16 protein-coding genes are annotated in these 21,020 nt (G+C 65.3%); 10 read left to right on the top strand and 6 right to left on the bottom strand.

All coding sequences use genetic code 11. The features are described from left to right. Positions 1 to 27 precede the first annotated feature (27 nt). Positions 28 to 1,128 carry a calcium/proton exchanger gene (gene cax / locus XH83_RS10145; protein ID WP_194406859.1) on the bottom strand — a complete coding sequence of 367 codons (1,101 nt, stop codon included), beginning with the start codon at positions 1,126 to 1,128 and terminating at the stop codon, positions 28 to 30. Between the two features lie 299 nt (positions 1,129 to 1,427). After that, on the bottom strand, positions 1,428 to 2,489 hold the full coding sequence (locus XH83_RS10140) for an isocitrate/isopropylmalate dehydrogenase family protein (RefSeq protein ID WP_194406858.1): 1,062 nt from the start codon (positions 2,487 to 2,489) through the stop codon (positions 1,428 to 1,430). 168 nt (positions 2,490 to 2,657) lie between these two features. Here XH83_RS10140 and XH83_RS10135 point away from each other — a divergent pair, with 168 nt between their 5' ends. Next, positions 2,658 to 4,046: an MFS transporter gene (locus XH83_RS10135; RefSeq protein WP_194406857.1), complete on the top strand. Its 1,389-nt coding sequence runs from the start codon at positions 2,658 to 2,660 to the stop codon at positions 4,044 to 4,046. A gap of 3 nt (positions 4,047 to 4,049) precedes the next feature. Here the strand turns inward: XH83_RS10135 and XH83_RS10130 are convergent, their stop codons facing one another. Then, positions 4,050 to 5,669, bottom strand: coding sequence for a B12-binding domain-containing radical SAM protein (locus XH83_RS10130; RefSeq protein ID WP_194406856.1), 1,620 nt, complete (start codon positions 5,667 to 5,669; stop codon positions 4,050 to 4,052). Between the two features lie 304 nt (positions 5,670 to 5,973). Here XH83_RS10130 and XH83_RS10125 point away from each other — a divergent pair, with 304 nt between their 5' ends. From XH83_RS10125 to soxA, 7 genes are all read left to right on the top strand, one after another. After that, the gene (locus XH83_RS10125; protein WP_194406855.1) at positions 5,974 to 6,423 is read left to right on the top strand and encodes a (2Fe-2S)-binding protein; all 450 of its coding nucleotides are present in this window, start codon (positions 5,974 to 5,976) and stop codon (positions 6,421 to 6,423) included. A gap of 11 nt (positions 6,424 to 6,434) precedes the next feature. Beyond that, the gene (locus tag XH83_RS10120; protein ID WP_194406854.1) at positions 6,435 to 8,621 is read left to right on the top strand and encodes a molybdopterin cofactor-binding domain-containing protein; all 2,187 of its coding nucleotides are present in this window, start codon (positions 6,435 to 6,437) and stop codon (positions 8,619 to 8,621) included. Positions 8,622 to 8,676: 55 nt separating this feature from the next. Then, a complete protein-coding gene (locus tag XH83_RS10115) occupies positions 8,677 to 9,948 on the top strand; it encodes an NAD(P)/FAD-dependent oxidoreductase (RefSeq protein ID WP_194406853.1) in 1,272 nt (423 codons plus the stop codon). A gap of 208 nt (positions 9,949 to 10,156) precedes the next feature. Further along, complete coding sequence (gene soxX, locus XH83_RS10110) at positions 10,157 to 10,570, top strand: sulfur oxidation c-type cytochrome SoxX (protein WP_194406852.1); 414 nt, start codon at positions 10,157 to 10,159, stop codon at positions 10,568 to 10,570. Positions 10,571 to 10,578: 8 nt separating this feature from the next. Then, on the top strand, positions 10,579 to 11,046 hold the full coding sequence (locus XH83_RS10105; RefSeq protein ID WP_194406851.1) for a SoxY-related AACIE arm protein: 468 nt from the start codon (positions 10,579 to 10,581) through the stop codon (positions 11,044 to 11,046). Next, on the top strand, positions 11,046 to 11,363 hold the full coding sequence (gene soxZ / locus XH83_RS10100) for a thiosulfate oxidation carrier complex protein SoxZ (RefSeq protein WP_194406850.1): 318 nt from the start codon (positions 11,046 to 11,048) through the stop codon (positions 11,361 to 11,363). The genes XH83_RS10105 and soxZ overlap by 1 nt, the downstream gene beginning before the upstream one ends. Then, positions 11,360 to 12,139, top strand: coding sequence for a sulfur oxidation c-type cytochrome SoxA (gene soxA / locus XH83_RS10095; protein WP_194406849.1), 780 nt, complete (start codon positions 11,360 to 11,362; stop codon positions 12,137 to 12,139). Before soxZ ends, soxA begins: the two co-directional genes overlap by 4 nt. Before the next feature lie 53 nt (positions 12,140 to 12,192). Here the strand turns inward: soxA and XH83_RS10090 are convergent, their stop codons facing one another. Together XH83_RS10090 and XH83_RS10085 are read right to left on the bottom strand one after the other, a co-directional pair. After that, complete coding sequence (locus XH83_RS10090) at positions 12,193 to 13,860, bottom strand: regulator (protein ID WP_194406848.1); 1,668 nt, start codon at positions 13,858 to 13,860, stop codon at positions 12,193 to 12,195. Continuing rightward, positions 13,857 to 14,570, bottom strand: coding sequence for a cysteine hydrolase family protein (locus tag XH83_RS10085; protein WP_194406847.1), 714 nt, complete (start codon positions 14,568 to 14,570; stop codon positions 13,857 to 13,859). The genes XH83_RS10090 and XH83_RS10085 overlap by 4 nt, the downstream gene beginning before the upstream one ends. Positions 14,571 to 14,967: 397 nt before the next feature. On the opposite strand from XH83_RS10085, the gene XH83_RS10080 reads away from it, so the two are divergent. Then, positions 14,968 to 16,248, top strand: coding sequence for a glycoside hydrolase family 75 protein (locus XH83_RS10080; RefSeq protein ID WP_194406846.1), 1,281 nt, complete (start codon positions 14,968 to 14,970; stop codon positions 16,246 to 16,248). Positions 16,249 to 16,259: 11 nt separating this feature from the next. Here XH83_RS10080 and XH83_RS10075 read toward each other — a convergent pair whose 3' ends face one another. Continuing rightward, positions 16,260 to 17,207, bottom strand: a complete 948-nt coding sequence (locus tag XH83_RS10075) for a hypothetical protein (protein ID WP_194406845.1) — start codon at positions 17,205 to 17,207, stop codon at positions 16,260 to 16,262. Between the two features lie 165 nt (positions 17,208 to 17,372). On the opposite strand from XH83_RS10075, the gene XH83_RS10070 reads away from it, so the two are divergent. Continuing rightward, positions 17,373 to 20,849: an indolepyruvate ferredoxin oxidoreductase family protein gene (locus XH83_RS10070; protein ID WP_194406844.1), complete on the top strand. Its 3,477-nt coding sequence runs from the start codon at positions 17,373 to 17,375 to the stop codon at positions 20,847 to 20,849. Positions 20,850 to 21,020: the final 171 nt, after the last annotated feature.

The following is a 21,020-nucleotide window of genomic DNA, read 5'->3' as shown; positions in this document are numbered from 1 at the left end:
GTGACCCTCAGGACAGACGAACGCCCTTCATCCCTGGCCCGCCGGCGGCACCACATAGAGCGTCAGCGCGAAAACCGCATAGATGAAGATCATCAGCGCGCCGACGAACCATGCCGAGCGGCCGCTGGCGGTGATGTAGGCCGACGTGACCGTCGCGATCATCACCATGGTGACGGCGCCCGGCCAAAACTGCAGGTCCATCGGCTTCGGCCCCACGACATAGCTGAGCAGCACCAGCGCGGGTGCGACGAACAGCGCGATCTGCGAGGCGCTGCCGAGCGCGATGCTGACGGCCATGTCGAGCCGGTCCTTGCGCGCCGCACCGAACGCCACCGCGAATTCGGCGGCGGCGCCGACCAGCGAGACGACGATGAAGCCGACAAAGGCCGGGCTCATTCCGAAGGTTTCCGCCGCCTTCTGTACTGATTCCACGAAAATCTCGCTGACCAGCGCGACCAGCACGGTGACGACCAGCAGCGTGCCCACGGCTAATCCGATCGGCCAGTGCGCCTCCTTGTCGTCGCCGTGATCGGCGCTGGCGAACAATTCCTTGTGGGTCACGAGTGAGAACCACAAACCGAGTGCGTAAGCGAGGATCAGGAGGATTGAAATGCCGAGGCTGAGCTTATTCAGAACGCCCCCGTCCGGCGGCAGGTGCTCGAGATCGGCGACCGCCGAAGGCGCAAGCAACGCCACGGTTGCCATCAACAGCAGGCCCGACGAGAGCCGCGCGCCGGCGCGGTTGTACTCCTGCACGTGGTAGCGCAAGCCGCCGAGCAGCAGGCAGGCCCCCAGCATGAACACCGCGTTGGTGACGATCGCGCCCGCGATCGAGGCCTTCACCAGCATGTACTGGCCTGCGCGCAGCGCGGTGATGGCGATGATCAGTTCGGTGAGATTGCCGAGCGTGGCATTGAGCAGTCCGCCCACGGCATCGCCTGTCTTCGCGGCGACCGCCTCGGTGGCATGGCTGAGCAGGGCCGCGAGCGGCACGATGGCCAGTACCGCCAGCACGAACAGCAGCGTGTGGGAATGCGGGGCCGCCTTCTCGGCCACCAGCACGATGGGCACGAACACCAGCATCCAGAGCAAAGGAGTATTCCGGATTTCCCTGAGTAGGATCTGCATGTCGGCCGCTCTTTCCATCGATGCCTCATGGAAAGGTCCGCGAGCTTGCTGCGGGAGTGTTGATCTGGCTCAACGTCGGCCGACAGATGCGCGCCGCCATTAGCGACCGATCCGGGCAAACTAGGTGGGAGTGCACCGTGCCCCAGTCCCCAGGGCCAGGCAGCGGCTCAGTGTTTTGCCCGATGGCTCAACTTGATCGCGGCTGCGGACGCCCCCTCGGAAACGTTTCGAAAATCCCTTATCAATCAAGGGACTTCTACTGTGCATGGGGTTGTTCTTCGACTTTTTGGTCTGGAGCCTCACCCCGCCTGCAGGATCTCCGCAACCGCCGCCCCCGCCGCGATGGTGCCGAGCTTGCCGCCGACATCCCGCGTCGCCCTGCCCTCGCCGATCGCTTTGGCCACCGCCGCCTCGATCGCACGCGCGGCCTCTTCATAGCGGACGGCGCCCGTCTTCTCGCCGTGCCAGGCGAGCAGCAGCGCTGTCGACAGGATCAGCGAGATCGGATTGGCGACATCCTGTCCGGCGATATCGGGCGCCGAGCCATGCGCGGCCTGCGCCATGGCGTAGCGCTCGCCGACATTGAGCGAGCCGCCGAGGCGGAGGCTGCCGGAGAGCTCTGCCGTGAGATCGGACAGGATGTCGCCGAACATGTTGGTGGACACGATGACGTCGAAACGGTCGGGACTGCGCACCACATGCGCCATCATGGCATCGACCAGGATGTCGTCGACCGCGAGGCCGGGATAGGCCTTCGCCGCCTCGCGGCAGATGTCGAGGAACATGCCGTCGCCGATCTTGAGCACATTGGCCTTGTGCACGATGGTGAGATGCCTGCGCCGCTTCATCGCCAGACGGCAGGCGGCATGGGCGATGCGTTCGCAGCACAGCCGCGTGATCCGGCGCAGCGAGATCACGACGTCGGGCGTGACCAGCATCTCGCCATTGCCCTGTTCCAGATTGCGGTCGGCATAGAAGCCTTCAGTGTTCTCGCGGACCACGACGAGGTCGAAATCACTGATGCGGCCCGGCCTCCCCGCATAAGTGCGCGCGGGCCTGATATTGGCGTAGAGGTCGAGGTTCTTGCGAAAATGACGGGACGGATTGATCTCGCCACGCGCCTCGTCCTTGAAGTCGAACGTCGCGGTCGGGCCCAGGATCAGGCCGTCGGCGGCCCGGACGATGTCGAGCAGCTCTGGCCGTACCGTGGTGCCCGACAGCTTCAGGCTGGCATGCCCGACCGCATGCTCCTCGAGGCGCAGGTCGAGCTGGAAGCGCTCGGACGCCGCGCGCAGCACGCCCGTGGTCGCGGTCGTGATCTCAGGTCCGATGCCATCACCGGGCAGAACGACGATTTGCATGGCGCTTCCCTCGTTGCAGCAGCTGGCGCGATCATACGCCCGCGCGAAGCACCATCGCCCAGCCTTCGCGCATACACATCATGCACGCATATGCCTGTGGAAGCAGCGCGGGCCGTAGTACATGCCAATGTCCCCTCAGCGAGGCCGCCGGAGCAACGCGCCAACGCAATGACAATCACGTTACCTGCCGCCGCGCGCGAGCCCGATCATCCCATCGCCGATGGCCTTCCGGCCGCCCAGCGCCGCTGGGCGATCGCGGCGATCTTCACCGCGCTGGCGATGGCCTCGCTCGACACTGCGATCGCCAACATCGCCTTGCCCGCGATTGCCGCCGATTTGCATGTCTCACCGGAGCAGTCGGTCTGGGTGGTCAACGTCTACCAGATCGCACTGGTGGCGACGCTGCTGCCGCTCGGGGCGCTCGGCGAGATCGTCGGGCACCAGCGCATCTATCTCGGCGGCCTGATCCTGTTCACCATCGCCTCGTTGTTCTGCGCGGTGGCGTGGTCGCTGGAGAGTCTCCTGGTCGCGCGCACGCTGCAGGGCTTAGGTGCGAGCGGCATCATGAGCGTCAACACGGCGCTGGTGCGCTTCGTTTATCCGGGCCGGATGCTCGGCCGCGGTTTTGGCCACAACGCGCTCGTTGTCGCGACCGCCTTCACGTTCGGGCCGTCGATCGCCTCTGCCATCCTCGCGCTCGGCCCGTGGCCCTGGCTGTTCGCCGTCAACATCCCGTTCGGCCTCGTCGCGATCGGCATCGGCTTTGCAATGCTGCCGAAAACGCCGCGCGCCGATCATGGCTTCGATTTCCTCGGCGCGGTGCTGGCGTCGGCCTGCCTCGGCCTGTTCATCACCGGCATCGGCAGCGCCGCGCACAATCTCTCGCCTGTCCTCGTCGGCATCGAGCTGGTCGCCGCCCTTGCGCTCGGCTTGATCCTGACGCGGCGGCACGCCGATCATCCGGCGCCGATGCTGCCGATCGACCTGTTCGCCCGGCCGATGTTCGCGCTGTCGGCGGCGACGGCCGTGTGCTCCTTCGCCGTGCAGGGCCTCGCCTTCGTCTCGCTGCCGTTCTATTTCGAGGACGTGCTCGGCCGCTCGCAGGTCGAGACCGGCTTCTTCATGACGCCATGGCCGCTCGTGGTCGGCATCATGGCGCCGATCGCCGGGCGCCTGTCAGACCGCCATGCGGTCGGCCTGCTGGGCGGCATCGGCCTCGTGCTGCTCGGCCTCGGCATGGCGCTGCTCGCAACACTGCCGGCCAACCCCGCCATTGCCGACATCATCTGGCGGATGGTGATCTGCGGCATGGGGTTCGGGTTCTTCCAGGCGCCGAACATGAAGGCGGTGATGTCGAGCGCGCCGCCGCATCGCAGCGGCAGCGCCTCCGGCATCGTCGCCACCGCGCGGTTGACGGGACAGACGACGGGCGCCGCGCTTGCCGCGGCCTGCTTTGCGCTCGCCGGCCACGAGGGCGCAACGCTGGCTCTGGCGCTCGGTGCCGGCTTTGCCGCCCTCGGCAGCGTGATGAGCTTCCTGCGGCTGGCGGTGAAGTAATCCTCAGGCCAAATGGCGGGCCGCCGTCACATCGACGGCCGCCGCCGGAACGATCGTCTCGTCGTCCAGCGCGGCCAGGCGCGCATCGATGGCATCGATGACCTTTCGCGAGAACGGCCCGAGATGCGCATAGGCCGCGATCATCTGCACCGCGATCCGCGCGGATGACGTGTCACGCTTGGCGCAATTCATGAAGGTCTGCCACAGCGGCCCGCGCGCCTCGGGAATGGCGGTGACGACCTTGTGCACGGTCTCCATCGCGCCGACCCTGGCGCGGATGTCGCCCTCGGCGAGCTCGTGGCGCTGCCTGGAGCGGTCGAGCAGCGTCATCAGCTTGTCGACGCGGCCGGCGTAGGCGGCCGGGCTGTACACGCGCTCCAGCACGGTCTTGTAGTCCGTCAGAATGTCGCGCAGCGGCCGCACCGGATCGAAATTGATGCCGCCGGTGCACTGGTCGCCGCCCGTTGTCGAAGCCAGATCATGATCCGGATGCAGCCGGCCCTCCTTGGCGAGCCGCCGCGTCAGCTGCGTGTTCGGCAACGCATACAGTAGCCCGACCATGGCGACGGGAATCGCGGCCTCCTCGATGAAGTCGATCATCGCCTCCGCCATCGAGACCTTCTCGTTGTCGAAGCCGACGATGAAGCCGGCGGTAACAAGCATGCCGGCCGCGTAGATCTTATGGATGCTCTCGGCGATGTTGCGCCGCGTGTTCTGCTTCTTGCGCATCGCGACCAGCGTTGCGGGATCGGGGCTCTCGATGCCGACGAAGATGCCGAAGAAATTGGCGGCGCCCATCAGCTCCAGCAATTCAGGATCGTCGGCGAGATTGACCGACGCCTCGGTCGACAGCTCGAAAGGATAGTTGTGGGCGCGCTGCCACTCGGCCAGCTGCGGCAGGAACTGGCGCAGTGACTTCTTGTTGCCGATGAAATTGTCGTCGACGAAGTCGAGATGGCCGCGGTAGCCCATGTTGTAGAGCGTCTCGAGCTCGACGAACATCTGCTCGGTCGTCTTGGTCCTGGGCACGCGGCCGTAGAGCTCGATGATGTCGCAGAACTCGCAGGTGAACGGGCAGCCGCGCGAATATTGCACACCGAGATAGAGATAGTCCTCGAACTTCAGGAGGTCGAAACGCGGCACCGGCGTCCTGGTGACGTCGGCCTGGAATTTCGGCGCGGTGAAGATGCCGGAGCGGGCTCCGCCCTCCCAGGCCGCGATGAATTCGTCGATGACGCTCTCGGCCTCGCCGAGCACCCGGAAGTCAGCCTTTTCATAGACGTGGGGGCTCGACGTGGGATCGGGACCGCCGACGACAACCGGCTTGCCCGCCGCACGGCATTTGTCGATCAGGTGCAGCGTATCCGCCTGCTGCGGCAACATGCCGCCGGTGAATACGACGTCAGCCCAGGCGAGATCGTCGTCACCGAACGCCTGCGTGTTGCAGTCGATCAGCCGGACGGTCCAGCTCGACGGCAACATCGCCGCGACCGTAATCAGACCGAGAGGAGCGGCGGGACGCCGGACGCCCATCAGCTTGCAGGATTCGCCGAAGCTCCAGAACGATTCCGCCGTGAACAGCGGATAGAGCATCAGCACGTTGCAGGGGCTCGGCACGATCATGGAACTCCTCTGGCGTCGTTCGCACTGTAGCAAAGCATCGCCGACTTGCATCCCGACATTGGTGGCAAATTACGCTGGGCGGAACACCGGAACGTCGTCTCAGGCCGCCTGTTGGCGGCAAGAGAGAAGCCTCCGCTCGGACCCGGGCGGGCTTCGACGCGACCCCGCTTGGCCCATGATCTTCCCACACCCGCGAAAATTTTCGGCAGCCACCCCGCGGACTGTTGATTTGAACAGTTCCATTTTGCCGGACACATTGCGCGCCTGCGTCCAATCGGTGGATTGGGCCAATCAGGGGACTGCGATGGCAAACCTAATAATCAACGGAAAAACCTTCACTCTCGACGTCGAGCCGGATACGCCGCTGCTCTGGGCGATTCGCGAGAATGCCGGCCTGACCGGCACCAAATACGGTTGCGGCATTGCACAATGCGGCGCCTGCACGGTCCACATCGAAGGCGTCGCCACCCGCTCCTGCGGCGTCTCGGTCAGCGAGGCCGAGGGCAAGAAGATCACCACGATCGAGGGGCTCGCCTCGGGCGGCACCCTGCACAAGGTCCAGGAGGCCTGGATCGCCCAGGACGTGCCGCAATGCGGCTATTGCCAGAGCGGCATGATCATGGCGGTGGCGGCGCTGCTGACCGAGAAGCCGAAACCGACCGACGCCGACATCGACGAGGCCATCACCAATATCTGCCGCTGCGGCACCTTCCAGCAGGTGCGCGAAGCGATCCACACGATCGCAAGCGCCTAAAGGAGCCGCCCATGAACAAGCATGTTTCTCCCAAGATGAATCGCCGTGCCTTCGTCATCGGCAGTGCCACGCTCGGCGCCGGCCTCGCCATCGGCCTCGACATCCCCTTCGGCGGGCCCGCCATTGTGCGCGCGGCCGACGGCTCGCCCGAAATCGGCGCCTGGGTCGTGGTCAGGCCGGACGACACCGTGGTGATCCGCATCGCCCGCTCCGAGATGGGCCAGGGCTCGCTGACGGGTCTCGCCCAGCTTGTCGCCGAAGAGCTCGAATGCGACTGGACCAAGGTCACGACCGAATATCCGACACCGGGCCAGAGCGTCGCACGCAAGCGCGTCTGGGGCGATTTCTCGACCGGCGGCAGCCGCGGCATCCGCTCCTCGCAGGACTATGTCCGCAAGGGCGGCGCCACCGCGCGCGTGATGCTGATCCAGGCCGCCGCCGACGCATGGAAGGTGCCGGCCTCCGAATGCTCGGCCGAAAACAGCGTCATCACGCATAAGGCGTCGGGCCGGACCACGACCTACGGCAAGGTCGCCGAAGCCGCCGCGAAGCTGACGCCGCCGGCCGAGGTCAAGCTGAAGGACCCGAAGGACTGGAAGCTGATCGGCAAGGGCGTGAAGCGCCTCGACACCGTCGACAAGACCACCGGCGCCATGATCTACGGCGCCGACGTCAAGCTGCCGGGCATGCTGAATGCCGCGATCAAGGACTGCCCGGTGTTCGGCGGCAAGCTGAAGAGCTTTGACGAAGCCAAGATCGCCGGCATGAAAGGCGTCAAGAAGGTCGTCAAGGTCGGCGACACCGCCGTTGCTGTGGTCGCCGACACCTGGTGGCACGCCAAGACCGCGCTGGAGGCCCTGCCGATCGTCTGGGACGAAGGCGACAACGCCAAGGTCTCCAGCGAGTCGATTGCGAAATGGCTCAACGAGGGCCTCGACGATTCTCAGCCGGCCTATGTCGGCAACAAGAACGGCGATGCCAAGGCCGCGATTGCGAGTGCGGCAAAGAAGGTCGAAGCCGTCTACTCCTATCCCTACCAGAACCACGCCACGATGGAGCCGATGAACGCCACCGCGCTCTACACCGCGGATAAATGCGAGGTCTGGTGCGGCACGCAGAACGGCGAAGCCGCCTTCGCTGCAGTGCTGGAAGCGTCCGGCCTGCCCGCGGAGAAGTGCGACGTCCACAAGGTAATGCTGGGCGGTGGTTTCGGCCGGCGCGGCCAGACCGACTATGTCCGCCAGGCGGTCGTCATCGCCAAGCAGATGCCGGGCACACCGATCAAGCTGTTGTGGTCGCGCGAAGAGGACATGGCGCATGGCCGGTATCACCCGATCACCCAGTGCAAGATGACCGGCGCGTTCGATGCCAACAACAATCTGGTCGCGCTGCACTACCGCCTGTCCGGACAATCGATCCTGTTCTCGCTGCGCCCCGAGGCGCTGCAGAACGGCATGGATCCGGCGGCGTTCCAGGGCGTCGCTCAATCGGGCGAAGCCGCGTTCGGCTATTCGGTGCCGAACCTGCTGGTCGAGCACGCGATGCGCAACCCGCACGTTCCGCCCGGCTTCTGGCGCGGCGTCAACGTCAATCACAACGCGATCTACATGGAATGCTTCATGGACGAGCTGGCCCAGGCCGCAGGCCAGGACCCGCTCGAATTCCGCCGCAAGCTGATGGGCAATCACCCCAAGCACATCGCGGTGCTCAATGCGGTCGCGGAGAAGATCGGCTGGGACAAGCCGGCGCCACAGGGCATCTATCGCGGCATCGCCCAGGTCATGGGCTATGGCAGCTATGTCGCCGGCGCCGCCGAGATCTCGGTGACCGACGGCAGCAAGATCAAGGTGCATCGCATCGTCGCCTCCACCGACCCCGGCTACGTCGTCAATCCGGCGCAGGTGGAGCGGCAGATTGCGGGCTCCTTCGTCTATGGCCTCTCCGCGCTGTTCTACGGCGGCTGCACTGTCAAGGACGGCAAGATCGAGCAAACCAACTTCGACACCTACAACTCGATGCGCATCAACGAGATGCCGAAGGTGGAATCGGTGATGGTGCCGAGCGGCGGGTTCTGGGGCGGCGTCGGCGAGCCGACCATCGGTGTTGCCGCGCCGGCGGTGCTGAACGCCTATTTCGCCGCGACCGGCAAGCGCATCCGCTCGGTGCCGCTGCGCGACCAGAACATCACCTTCGCCTGAGAAACGCCGCGGCGGCCACGATAGCCGCCGCGGCACATTTTTCCGGACAAGCCTCATGAATGTGCCGGTGACACGGCGGAATGCCGTCCTCGGCATCGCCGCCGCGGCCGCATCGCTCGCCACACCTTCGATCCTGCGTGCGCAATCGGCAGGCCGCATCGTCGTGGTCGGCGGCGGCTTCGGTGGCGCGGCCTGCGCGCGTGCGCTCAAGCGCGCCGACGCGAACCTGCAGGTCACCCTGATCGAGCCGAACAAGGTTTTCACGTCCTGCCCGTTCAGCAACGAGGTGATCGCCGGGCTGCGCAAGATGGAGACGCAACGCTTCGGCTATGACAGGATCGCGGCCGAGGGCATCGTCGTGGTGGCTCAGGCCGCGACGGCCATCGACCCGCAAAAGCGTAGCGTGACCACAGCCGAAGGCACCGCGTTTGCCTATGATCGTCTCGTGCTCTCCCCCGGCATCGACTTCCATGGCGAGGCCCTGCCCGGCTATGACGAGGCCGCATCGGACAAGATGCCGCATGCCTGGAAGGCCGGCGCGCAGACGCTGCTGCTGCGCAAGCAGCTGGAAGCGATGGCAGATGGCGGCACGGTCGCCATTGCAATCCCGGCCAATCCGTCGCGCTGCCCGCCTGCGCCTTACGAGCGCGCCAGCCTGATCGCGCATTACCTGAAGACGAACAAGCCACGCTCGAAAGTCCTGATCCTCGACGCCAAGGACAATTTCTCCCAGCAGCGGCTGTTCGAGAGGGCGTGGAAGGAGCTGTACGGCGACATGATCGAGCGCGTTGGCCTGTCGCAAGGCGGCCGCGTCACCTCCGTCGATCCTGGGACCATGACCATCGTCACCGAGTTCGGCAATTACACCCCTGACGTCGCCAACGTCATCCCGCCGCAACGTGCGGGACGCATCGCCGAGATCGCGGGCGCTGCAGATACGACCGGCTGGTGCCCAATCGATCCCGTGAGCTTCGAGTCGAAACTCGTCAAAGACATCCATGTCATCGGCGATGCCTGCCTCGGCGGCGGCATCCCCAAATCGGCGTCGGCCGCAAGCGGGCAAGGCAAGGCCTGCGCCGCCGCCATCGTCCGTCTCCTCGCCGGCCGCGCGCCGGAAACGCCGCGGCTCACAGGCGTCTGCTACAACACCGTCGCACCCGGCTACGGCTTCTCCCTTGCCGGCAATTACCAGCCAAGAGGCGACATCTTCGCCGAGGTCGAAGGCGGCGCGACCAGTCCGGTCGATGCGCCACGCGAATTGCGGGCCCGCGAAGCCGCGGAGGCGGAGCGCTGGTTTCAAACCATCACGGCGGACACCTTTGGCTAGAGCGATGATGGACCAAGCTTGCCGCGAACACCTCGGTGCGCTCCCTCCCCCGCCTGCGGGGGGTGTCTCCACTCGCGAGAATCTCCAAGAAGCGAGAACCCTCACCCTCGCCTTCGGTTCGACCTCTCCCGCAAGCGGGAGAGGTAAGTGGAGTTCGCGGCAGTCGCAGCCATCCTTCCCGACATCTGCGATTGTCGCATTCCTCATAATGGGCCTCACCTTTGCCAGCGTTGTGCACGCGGACGAACTCGTCTCCTACAACATCGTCGGCGATGGCATTCCAACCTCGCTCACCGGCTCGCCTGGCGATGCCGCGCGCGGACGGACCCTGGTGCTCGCACGCAGCACGACCTGCATCCTCTGCCATTCCGGCCCCTTCCCGGAAACGCGGTTCCAGGGCGACCTCGCGCCTGACCTCACCGGGGCCGGGAACCGATGGACGGCGAGCCAGTTGCGGCTTCGACTGGTCGATGCCTCGCGATTCAACGCAGAGACCATCATGCCGTCCTACTATCGCAACGACGGCCTCGTGCGGGTCGGACGCAATTTTGCCGGCAAGGCGATATTGTCGGCCGCCGAGATCGAGGACATCGTGGCCTTTCTTGCAACGCTTCGTGACTAGGACTGTTCATGCCAACCACGCGACGACAATTCTTGAGCCTCGCCGGAGGCATCACCGCCGCCGGAACGCTCCCGATCGTCACCCTGCGTCCGCTTCGGGCAACGCCCGCGATGCTCAATGGTGCGATCCGCAACATCGTCGGCGAAGCATCCGTCAGCACCGGCAGGGTGAAGCTCGATATTCCTCCGCTGGTCGAGAACGGCAACACCGTGCCGATGACGGTGAGCGTCGCAAGCCCGATGACGGCTGACGATTACGTCAAGAGCATTCACGTCTTCAACGAGAAGAACCCGCAGCCGAACATCGGCAATTTCTATCTCGGCCTCTCCTCCGGCCGGGCCCAGGTCTCGACCCGCATCCGCCTTGCCGACACCCAGAAAGTGGTGGCGATCGCGCGTATGTCCGACGACACGTTCTGGCAGGTTGTCGCCGACGTGGTCGTGACGCTGGCGGCCTGCACCGAGGAGATGAACTGATGGCCGCGCTCATCAACGTTCCCGCGAAGGCCAAACGCGGCGACGTCATCGAGATCCGTACGCTGACCTCGCACATCATGGAAACAGGCTTCCGCCACACTGTGGACGGCAAGCTGGTGCCGCGCGACATCATCACGAGCTTCATTTGCCGTTACAACGGCGCCGAGATCTTCCGCGCCGACCTGTTTCCGGCGATCGCGGCCAATCCCTATCTGTCGTTCTTCACCGTCGCCAAGGAGAGCGGCAAGTTCGAGTTCGAATGGATCGGCGACAACGGCTACTCGTCCACCGCGTCGGCATCGATCACGGTCGAATGAGCGTTTGGCGCGCGATAGCCGCGGCGACCTTGTTCGCTGTGGCCCCTGCCCTGCTCGCCGGTGAAATTCCGCCCGATGCGCGCCGGTCCGGCTATTCGTTCATGGGACCCGACACCCGGGCGATGCAGGACGACGACACCTCCAATCCGGCCATGCTGTTCGTGCTCGACGGCGAACAGCTGTGGGCGAAGAAGACCGGCAGCGCGGAGAAGGCCTGCGCGGATTGTCATGGCGATGCGCGCGGCAGCATGAAGGGCGTCGCGGCGCGCTACCCCGCGATCGACACGACGCTCGGCCGCCCCGTCACGCTCGACCAGCGCATCAATCTCTGCAGAGCCGATCATCAGCAGGCGACGCCGCTGCCCTACGAGAGCCGCGACCTCCTCGCGCTCTCCGCCTTCGTCGCCCATCAATCGCGCGGGGCCGCGATCACGGCCGGGGACGATCCGCAGGCCAAACCCTTCGTGGAGCAAGGCCGCGAGCTCTTCATGCGGCGCGAGGGTCAGCTCAATCTCGCTTGCACCAATTGCCACGACGACAATTTCGACAAGCGCCTCGCGGGCGCGCCGATCACGCAGGGACAGCCGACCGGCTATCCGCTCTACCGCCTGGAATGGCAAACGCTGGGATCGCTGGAGAGGCGCTTGCGCAGCTGCATGAGCGGCGTGCGCGCCCAGGCTTATGAGTACGGCTCGCCCGAGCTGGTCGCGCTCGAGCTCTATCTGATGTCGCGGGCGCATGGCCTGCCGATGGAGACACCGGCAGTGCGGCCCTGAAGCGAAAGCGGCCGGCACAGGCCGGCCGCTTCACGGAAGGCCGCGCTGTTCTGCTATTCCGCCGGTGCGGCAGACATCTCCGGATGCGAGGCATAATGTTCGCCGGCGCCGAGCCTGCTGGCCGCGAACAGGCCAGCGGCCATCGCGGCATAGGCCAGCGCGACCGCGGGTGTGACGCCGAAGCCGCCGCCGATGCCGACCGCCTCGCCATGCATGAAGCCGAAATAGGTCAGCACGGCACCGACCAGCGCAAACGCCGAGGCTTTCTCGAAATCCCGCTCGATGATGAAGACGCCGATCGCACCCAGGATGAGGCCACCGAGGATGGAGCCGCCGCCCATCACCTCGAGGCCGTGGTAGAACACGCCCTGCTGCGGCAGCGCTGCGATCGCGGCAGCCTTCACCGCGTCGGCCTTGTCGGCGGCCATCCCGCCGACGGTTGCCGCCGCATTCATGGTCGAACCGAGCATCGTGTCGATCTGCAGCTTGGCCCAGGCGGCCAGATGCGGCGTCAGCGCCAGCACGATCGCGGGCGCGTGCTTGACCGGCGTGGTCTGGAACGCCTGCGCGCCGATCAGCATGCCGATGTAGAGCAGGATCGGCGAGATCGCGACCACGGGCACGAGTGCCAGCAGCACCGAGATGATGCCGAACCAGGCCAGCACGATTACCATGATGCCGGTTGCCGCCGAATAGCCGATGCGGCCGCCCATCGCCTTCCAGCCGGGATGGCCGATATAGACGGCATTGATGAAGGGATTGCCCATCAGGCAGCCGATCAGGCTGACGACGCCGTCGGCCGTGAGCACCCGCGTGGTCGGATATTCGTCGCCGGCCGCTTCCGCGCTCTCGACATTGTCCATGGCCTCGACGAGGTCGTAGATGCCGAACGGAATGGCGGTGACGAGGATGATGCCGAGAAATTCGAAACCGGAGAAGACGTGGCCGATTGCCGGGATCGGCACCGAGAAGCCGAAGTTCGCGAAGGCATCGCCAACGCCCTTGATGCTCAAGCCTCCGAGACCGAGCCCGAACAGGTTCGAGCCCCAGGCGATGACCATGCCGACCGCGATGGCGACGAGGCCTGCGGGAATGCCCCGCGGATATTTCACGCCGCCGAACCAGCTCACCAGGATGATGGCGAAGCAGACCAGGCCAATCTGCGGCGTCATGTACATTTCCAGCGCCGGCCGCATCGAGATGAAGGTGACGGAGACGCCGGCGAGCGTGCCGAGCAGTGCCGCGCGCGGCGTGATCTTGCGAATGAACGGCGCAATGAAGCCGCCGATCATGAGAATGAAGCTCTGGAAGAACACCCAGACCAGGCCGGCGGACCAGCCCTTGAGCGGATCACCCGTCTTCAGTGTGATCGGCAGCATGATCACGAAGGTGACGATGAACATGTGCGGCACGCTGACGCCCGAGGGCAGCGCGCAGACATCGTTGCGACCGGTCTTCTGCGCCAGACGGTAGGCAAGGTAGGCGTAGTAGAACGTCGAGAGGCACATCATCAGCCCGAGCGCGGGCAGGATGCGGCCGAACACCAGACTGTCCGGCATCTTCAGGACGAAGCGCAACAGGCCCGTGAGCACCAGCATGTTGACTAGGATGTTGGTGCCGAAGCCGAAAAACGCGTTCCAATCGCCAGATGTCCATAGTGCCGGCTTGAAACCGGACGTATCGATCTCAGACTTGCCGGCCGTCCCCGTCAATGTGCTCATGATCGTCCCCCTGATGTGGTCGAAGTCCTCATTGCCTCCAGAACTGCGGCCGAGTCCGTGACCCAGCCGAAGATGCCGCCTTGGGCCTTGATCATCTTCAGGCCCATCTCGTGAAACTCGGGAAAGTAGGACGCGCAGCCGTCCGACATGACGACGCAGCGGTAGCCGCGGTCATTAGCCTCGCGCACCGTGGTGTTGACGCACACTTCGGTGGTGACGCCGCACACCAGCAGGTTTTCGATACCGTATCTCTCCAGGACGTCGCCGAGCTCAGTGGCGTAGAACGCGCCTTTGCCGGGCTTGTCGATCACGACCTCGCTGTCGAGCGGATAAAGTGCGGGAATGATGTCGTGGCCGGCCTCGCCGCGAATGAGGATGCGGCCCATCGGGCCGGGATCGCCGATGCGAAGACTCGGCGCGCCGCGCTCGATCTTCGCCGGCGGCGCATCGGAGAGATCGGGCAGATGGCCTTCGCGGGTGTGGATCACCAGCATGCCGGTGTCGCGCGCCGCCGCCAGCACCGCGCCGATCGGCTTCACCGCGCGCGCCAGCTGGCTGACGTCGTTGCCCAGCGTCTCGCCGAAGCCACCGGGCTCCATGAAGTCGCGCTGCATGTCGATAATCAGAAGCGCGGTGGCGGACCAGTCGAGTGCGATCGGCTCGGGCTCGGCGCTGATGACGCCCAATGTCGGCTTGCTCAAGTCCAGCATGACGCCCGCCCCTCGCGAGAACTGCGCCAGGAGTTCTGCAAGCGGCGTGCCATTGTGTACAATTGCGACGGCGTGCAGGCCGCGGAGGAATTCGAAGCACGCTCAGAAGGTTAGGAAGAACGCCTGTGCCTGCTTATTCCCTGTGCGACGGCTTTGCGGCGTGCATTTGCCTAGAGGATGAGCGGCGCGACTTTGGTCTCCATCATTCCGAGGCACGCTGCGCCTGCGAGTCTCGGCAGCAACGCCGTCTCCCCCGGCAGGTCAGCGTTAGATAAAGCCGAGGCCCGGCCGCGCATCCTGCCGCTTGGCGGGTGTCCCGTCCCCACCCGATCTTGCACCGGCCGACAAATCGGGTAGCATTCTCTCATTGCGCAACATTTGATTGTGGAGTTTTCCGATGGCCATTTCACTGGGCGACCTCGTCCCGGAATTCCGCTCGCTGGTCAGCGAGTTGCTTCAAGCCTGTGCGGCAAACGGCGTCACCATGGTGCCGACCGAAAGCGTCAGGACGCCGGCGCAGCAGGCGCGCTACTGGCGGCAATCGCGTTCGATCATCGAGATCAACAATGCGATCGCGACGCTTCGGCAAAACGGCGCGTCGTATCTTGCGGACGTGCTGCAGTCGGTCGGCCCCCAGAACGGAGACGAGGTGACCAAGGTCCTTCCGGGGAACAGCTGGCATCAATGGGGCGAGGCCGTCGACTGCTTCTGGGAGGTCGAGGGAAGAGCCGAATGGTCCACGACCAGGAAGATCAACGGCATCAACGGCTATCAGGTCTACGCCCAGGAAGCGAAGCGGCTCGGTCTGACCGCAGGCCTGCTCTGGCCGCGGTTCAAGGATGCGCCGCATGTTCAACTACGGTCCGACGACAATCCGATCTCGTCCGGTCTGACATGGCCGCAGATCGATCAAACCATGCGCGAACGCTTCGGCGGCGCGCCTGCCGTCGCCAATTTTGGTGCCGAAATGCTGGGGGTCGCGCCGGCGCACGACCCCATCCGGCTCGCCTATAGCGCTCCCGAGGGTTGGCAGGTCTACGAGACGACCGATGTCTGCGCGGCCGTCTTCCGCGGCCGCTTCGCGGTCGACGCAGACGGGGCGCCGAAGGCCTATCACCAGAACAACGCCATCGCGCTCGATTTCCTCGCGAACGCTGGACGGCCCGGAAACTGGTGGGCGCTCGTGACCGATGCGCACGGCGTTCCCAGGGTTCAGGACAATGCGGATCCGGCGCCCGGCTATTATGTCGCAACGACATCGCTGACCAACCCCGGTTTCCCTGCCGATCGGCCCAGCCACTACATCGATGCGAGCACCATTCCGTTCGTCGTCCTGCCCGGCGGCCGCTTCCGGCACTTCACCTCGGCGAAAGTGCTGCGGCTCGGCGACCTTGGAGTCGCCTACAACAAGCTGAACGGCAAGCTCTGCTTCTGTCAGTTTGCCGAGACGGGCCCGGCCGACAAGATCGGCGAAGGCTCGATCGCGCTGGCTTCCAGCCTCGGCATCAATGCCGATCCCAAGCGGGGCGGCCTCGGAACGCGAGACGTGATCTGGACGGTGTTCGCCGGTTCGGGCGTGGGCCGAGGAATGTCGATTGCGGAGATCAATGCGACGGCACAGCCCATCTTCGAGCAATGGGGCGGGATGGCGCGCATGCGGTCATACGAACAGCTCTGACGTCGCCTGGCCTACGCGCCGTATAGCAGCCGATACTCTTCCTCGTACGGCGCGTAAGAATCCTTCAGCGTCGCCATGTTCAACAGCATGGTCGCAACCAGCGTGTTCGTCTTGTCGAACACGCTGGTCCTGGCCCAGGCGCTTTCGGTGCGGCGGCTGCCGGAGAGCGCAACCACCTCGCGCTCGACCTGGTACTCCTCGCCCTCGAAGAGCGGCCCCTTCACCAGGCGGATCTGCTGGTCGGCGAACAGGCCGACGGCCGGTCCCTTGGCCGGCAATGGATCGTCCTTGGAGCGATACTGGAACAGCACGCTCAGCATCTCCATGGGGATGATGGCCCTGCCCCACGGATTGTCGGCGCCGGAATAATAAGGCGAACTCTCGGTGATGACCGCGAGCTTCTGCCTGAGGGAGAACGGATAGAGGTCGCCCATGATCTGGTCGAACGCCATCCGTACCGTCTGCCGCTTGCCGGTCACGCCGACCCGCACGTCGCGCAGGATCACGGGATCGGCCAGCGGTTTGAGCTCGGCAAGGCGGGCCTCCAGTGCCGTCGCTGCATGGGGTTCACCGACGGACGCCGTGCCGCGCAGCACCTCCGTGCCGTCGTGCTTGACCATCTGGACCTGGCACTGACTGTTGCCGGGCAACGGCTTCGACAGGATTGCCTGCACCTCCTCGCCCTCATAGCAGACGCTGCGATAATGCGCGGACAGACATCCGGTCTCGAACCAGGCGCGGCCCCACAGACGCGCGCCGAGCGGCGCAAACTGGCTGAAATGCGTGGGACCCTCGATGGTGCCGCCCTTGAAGCCGAGCTTCTGCGCGGTGGCGTCGTCGTGGATCGAGGCATGCGCGTCGTAAGTTTGGGCCTGCAGCATCTGACGCGGCTGGCGCCATGGGCCGACCAGGGCCTCGGTCGTCTCGGTGATTTGAGTGTCGAATGCGTTTGCAGCCATGATGTCCTCCGCCAGCAAGCCATGACGAGCAGGAGCGCCACGGATGCGGCCAGCGATATTGACTTCGCCGGCCCATGCTCTTGACTGGGTATCTTCCGCTTCGCAAAGCCGCAAGCCTCCCGCGGCGCAAAATCCCTCCCGGACCAGGACAACAAGGACCTTGAAATGACGCTGTTGCAGGTCGAGCTGGACGACAAATACCGGCTCGAATCGAAGCGGATCTTCCTGTCCGGCACACAGGCCCTGGTCCGCCTGCCCATGCTGCAGCGCGAACGCGACCGGCTCCAGGGGCTGAGCACTGGCGGCTTCGTCTCCGGCTATCGCGGCTCCCCGCTCGGCATGTACGACCACGCGCTGTGGCGCGCGAAGTCGCATCTCCAGCAGCACGACATCGCCTTCGTCCCCGGACTGAACGAGGACCTGGCGGCAACCGCGGTCTGGGGCAGCCAGCAGGTCGGCCTGTTTCCCGGCGCCAAGGTCGATGGCGTGTTCGGCATCTGGTACGGCAAAGGCCCGGGTGTGGACCGCTCGGTCGATGCGCTCAAGCACGCCAATGCGGCCGGCACCGCGCTCAACGGCGGCGTGCTCGCGCTCGCCGGTGACGACCATGGCTGCCAGTCCTCGACGCTGGCGCATCAGAGCGAGCAGGTGTTCGCGGCGGCAATGATCCCCGTGATCAATCCCGCAACGCTGCAGGACTATCTCGATCTCGGCCTGTACGGTTTTGCGCTGTCGCGCTTCTCCGGCTGCTGGGTTGGCTTCAAGGCGATCAGCGAGACCGTCGAGAGCTCTGCGTCGATCGACAGCGATCCCGAGCGTATCAAAATTGTCCTTCCTGATGATTTCGAAATGCCGCCCGGCGGCCTCAACATCCGCTGGCCCGATCCGCCGCTCGAAGCGGAGAAGCGCCTGTTCGGGCCGAAGATGGCGGCCGTGCAGGCCTTTGCCCGCGCCAACCAGCTCGACCGCATCGTGCTCGATTCCAAACCCGCGCGGCTCGGTATCGTCGCGACCGGCAAGGCCTATCTCGATCTGCGGCAGGCGCTGGCCGATTTGGGCATCACCGACAAGGACGCGCAGGATCTCGGCCTTCGCATCTACAAGGTCGCGCTGACCTGGCCCTTGGAGGAAAGCGGCGCCAAGCGTTTTGCGGAAGGCCTGCAGGACGTGCTCGTGGTCGAGGAGAAGCGCGGCTTCATCGAAGACCAGCTGATGCGAATACTCTACAATATCGACGCCTCAAAGCGCCCGACCGTCACAGGCAAGCGCGACGAGCGCGGCGCGCCGCTGCTGCCGAGTGAGGGCGAGCTGACGCCGACCATCGTCGCGGGCGCATTGGTGGCGCGCCTGCGCAAGCTCGGCCATCACAGCCCGGTGCTGGAGCAGCGCCTTGCCCGGCTCGAGGCCTTCGACAATCCGGTCGCCGCAAGCACGCAGATCAAGCTCGCCCGCACGCCGTTCTTCTGCTCGGGCTGCCCGCACAACACCTCGACGCGCGTGCCCGAAGGCAGCCGCGCCATGGCCGGCATCGGCTGCCACGGCATGGCGCTGAGCATGCCGACCCGCCGCACCGATCTGATCTCGCATATGGGCGCCGAGGGCGTGAACTGGATCGGCCAGTCGCCCTTCACCAGCGAGACGCACATCTTCCAGAACCTGGGCGACGGCACCTACACCCATTCGGGCTTGCTGGCGTTGCGCGCGGCATCGGCCGCCGGCATCAACATCACCTACAAGATCCTCTACAACGACGCCGTTGCCATGACCGGCGGTCAGCCGGCGGAAGGCGCCTTCAATGTCGCGCAGATCGCACACCAGGTCTGGGCCGAAGGCGTCAAGCGGCTCGCGATCGTCTCCGACGATCCCGCCAAGTATCCGCAAGGCAATTACTTCCCGCAAGGCGCGACCATCCATCATCGCCGCGAGCTCGATGCCGTGCAGCGCGAGCTGCGCGACATCAAGGGCCTCACGGTCCTGATCTACGACCAGACCTGCGCCGCCGAGAAGCGCCGCCGCCGCAAGCGCGGGCTCTATCCGGATCCTGCCAAACGCGCCTTCATCAACGAACTGGTCTGCGAAGGCTGCGGCGATTGCTCGCAGGCCTCCAACTGCGTCTCGGTGCAACCGCTGGAGACCGAGTTCGGCCGCAAGCGCCAGATCGACCAGTCGAATTGCAACAAGGACTTCTCCTGCGTCGAAGGCTTTTGCCCCAGCTTCGTGACCGTGCATGGCGGCAGCCTGAAGCGCATGAAGACGTCGGCGGTGGATTCCGGCCAGCTGTTCGCCGATTTGCCGCTGCCGCCGGCGCGCGAGCTCGACGGCCCCTACAACATCCTCGTCACCGGCATCGGCGGCACCGGCGTCATCACCATCGGCGCAGTGCTCGGCATGGCCGCCCATGTCGATGGCCGCGGCTGCTCGGCGCTCGATTTCACGGGCCTGTCGCAGAAGAACGGCGCGGTGATGAGCCATGTTCGCATCGCCCCGAAGCCGGAAGATATTTCGGCAGTCCGCATCACCACGGGCGGTGCCGACGTCATCCTCGGCTGCGACATGATCGTCTCGGCAGGTCCCGCCGCGCTCAGCCGCGCCGAACGCGGCGTGACCAAGGCCTTTGTCAACGCCGATCTGCAGCCGACCGCGAGCTTCGTGCAAAACCCCGACCTCGATTTCGAGATGGGCACGATGCAGACCGTGCTGCGTGACGCCGTCGGCGACACGAACCTCGACATCATCGATGCGACAGGCATCGCCGCGGCGCTGATGGGCGACAGCATCGCGACCAACCCCTTCATGCTCGGCTTCGCCTTCCAGAAGGGCGCGATCCCGCTGTCGTTGGAGGCCCTGCTGCGCGCCATCGAGATCAATGGCGCCGCGATCGAGATGAACAAGCTCGCCTTCACCTGGGGCCGTCTCGCAGCCCATGACATGTCGCGGGTGCGCAGCGTGCTGCAGTTCAAGAACCGCGCCGCCGCGCCGACCAAGTCGCTCGACGACATCATCGCGACGCGCGCCGAATTCCTGACCTCCTATCAGGACAAGGCCTATGCCGACCGCTATCTCGCTGAGGTCGCCAGGGTGCGCAAGGCTGAGAATGCCGCCTCGCCGGCGTCCACGGAGCTGACCGAGGCGGTCGCCAAGAACCTGTTCAAGCTGATGTCCTACAAGGACGAGTACGAGGTCGCGCGGCTCTACACCGACGGCAGCTTCGCGAAGAAGGTGTCGGAAAAGTTCGATGGCGATTTCACGCTGAAATACCATCTCGCACCGCCGATCTTTGCCAAGCGCGACAAGGTGACGGGCCGGCTTCAGAAGCAGGAGTTCGGCGGCTGGATGCTCCACGCCTTCCGCGTTCTCGCCAGCCTGAAATTCCTGCGCGGCAGCGCGTTCGATCCGTTCGGCCGCACCGACGAGCGCCGGACCGAGCGCAAGCTGGTCGAAGATTATCTGGCGATGATCGACCGGCGGATCGTCGGGCTGAAGGCCGGGCAGATCCCGCTGCTGACGCGGCTTTCGCGCGTGCCCGAGACGATCCGCGGCTTTGGCCACGTCAAGGAAGCCAACGTCAAACTGGCGGCGGCCGAGACGGCGCGCCTGGAAGCGGAGCTGGAGAACAGCCGCTTTGCCGCGGCGGCGGAGTAACCTTCAGAGCCCGCGCTCCCTCCGCGTCATTGCGAGGAGCCCTTGCGACGAAGCAATCCAGACTGCCTCCGCGGAGAGATTCCTGGATTGCTTCGCTGCGCTCGCAATGACGGGGGTCGTAGGACGCGCTCGTCACACACTCAGTGTCATCGCCCGCGAAGGCGGGCGATC

The sequence above is a fragment of the Bradyrhizobium sp. CCBAU 53351 genome (assembly GCF_015291745.1).
Taxonomy (GTDB): domain Bacteria; phylum Pseudomonadota; class Alphaproteobacteria; order Rhizobiales; family Xanthobacteraceae; genus Bradyrhizobium.
The sequence above is the reverse complement of the archived record's forward strand: the minus strand, read 5'-3'. Positions and strand labels throughout refer to the sequence as shown.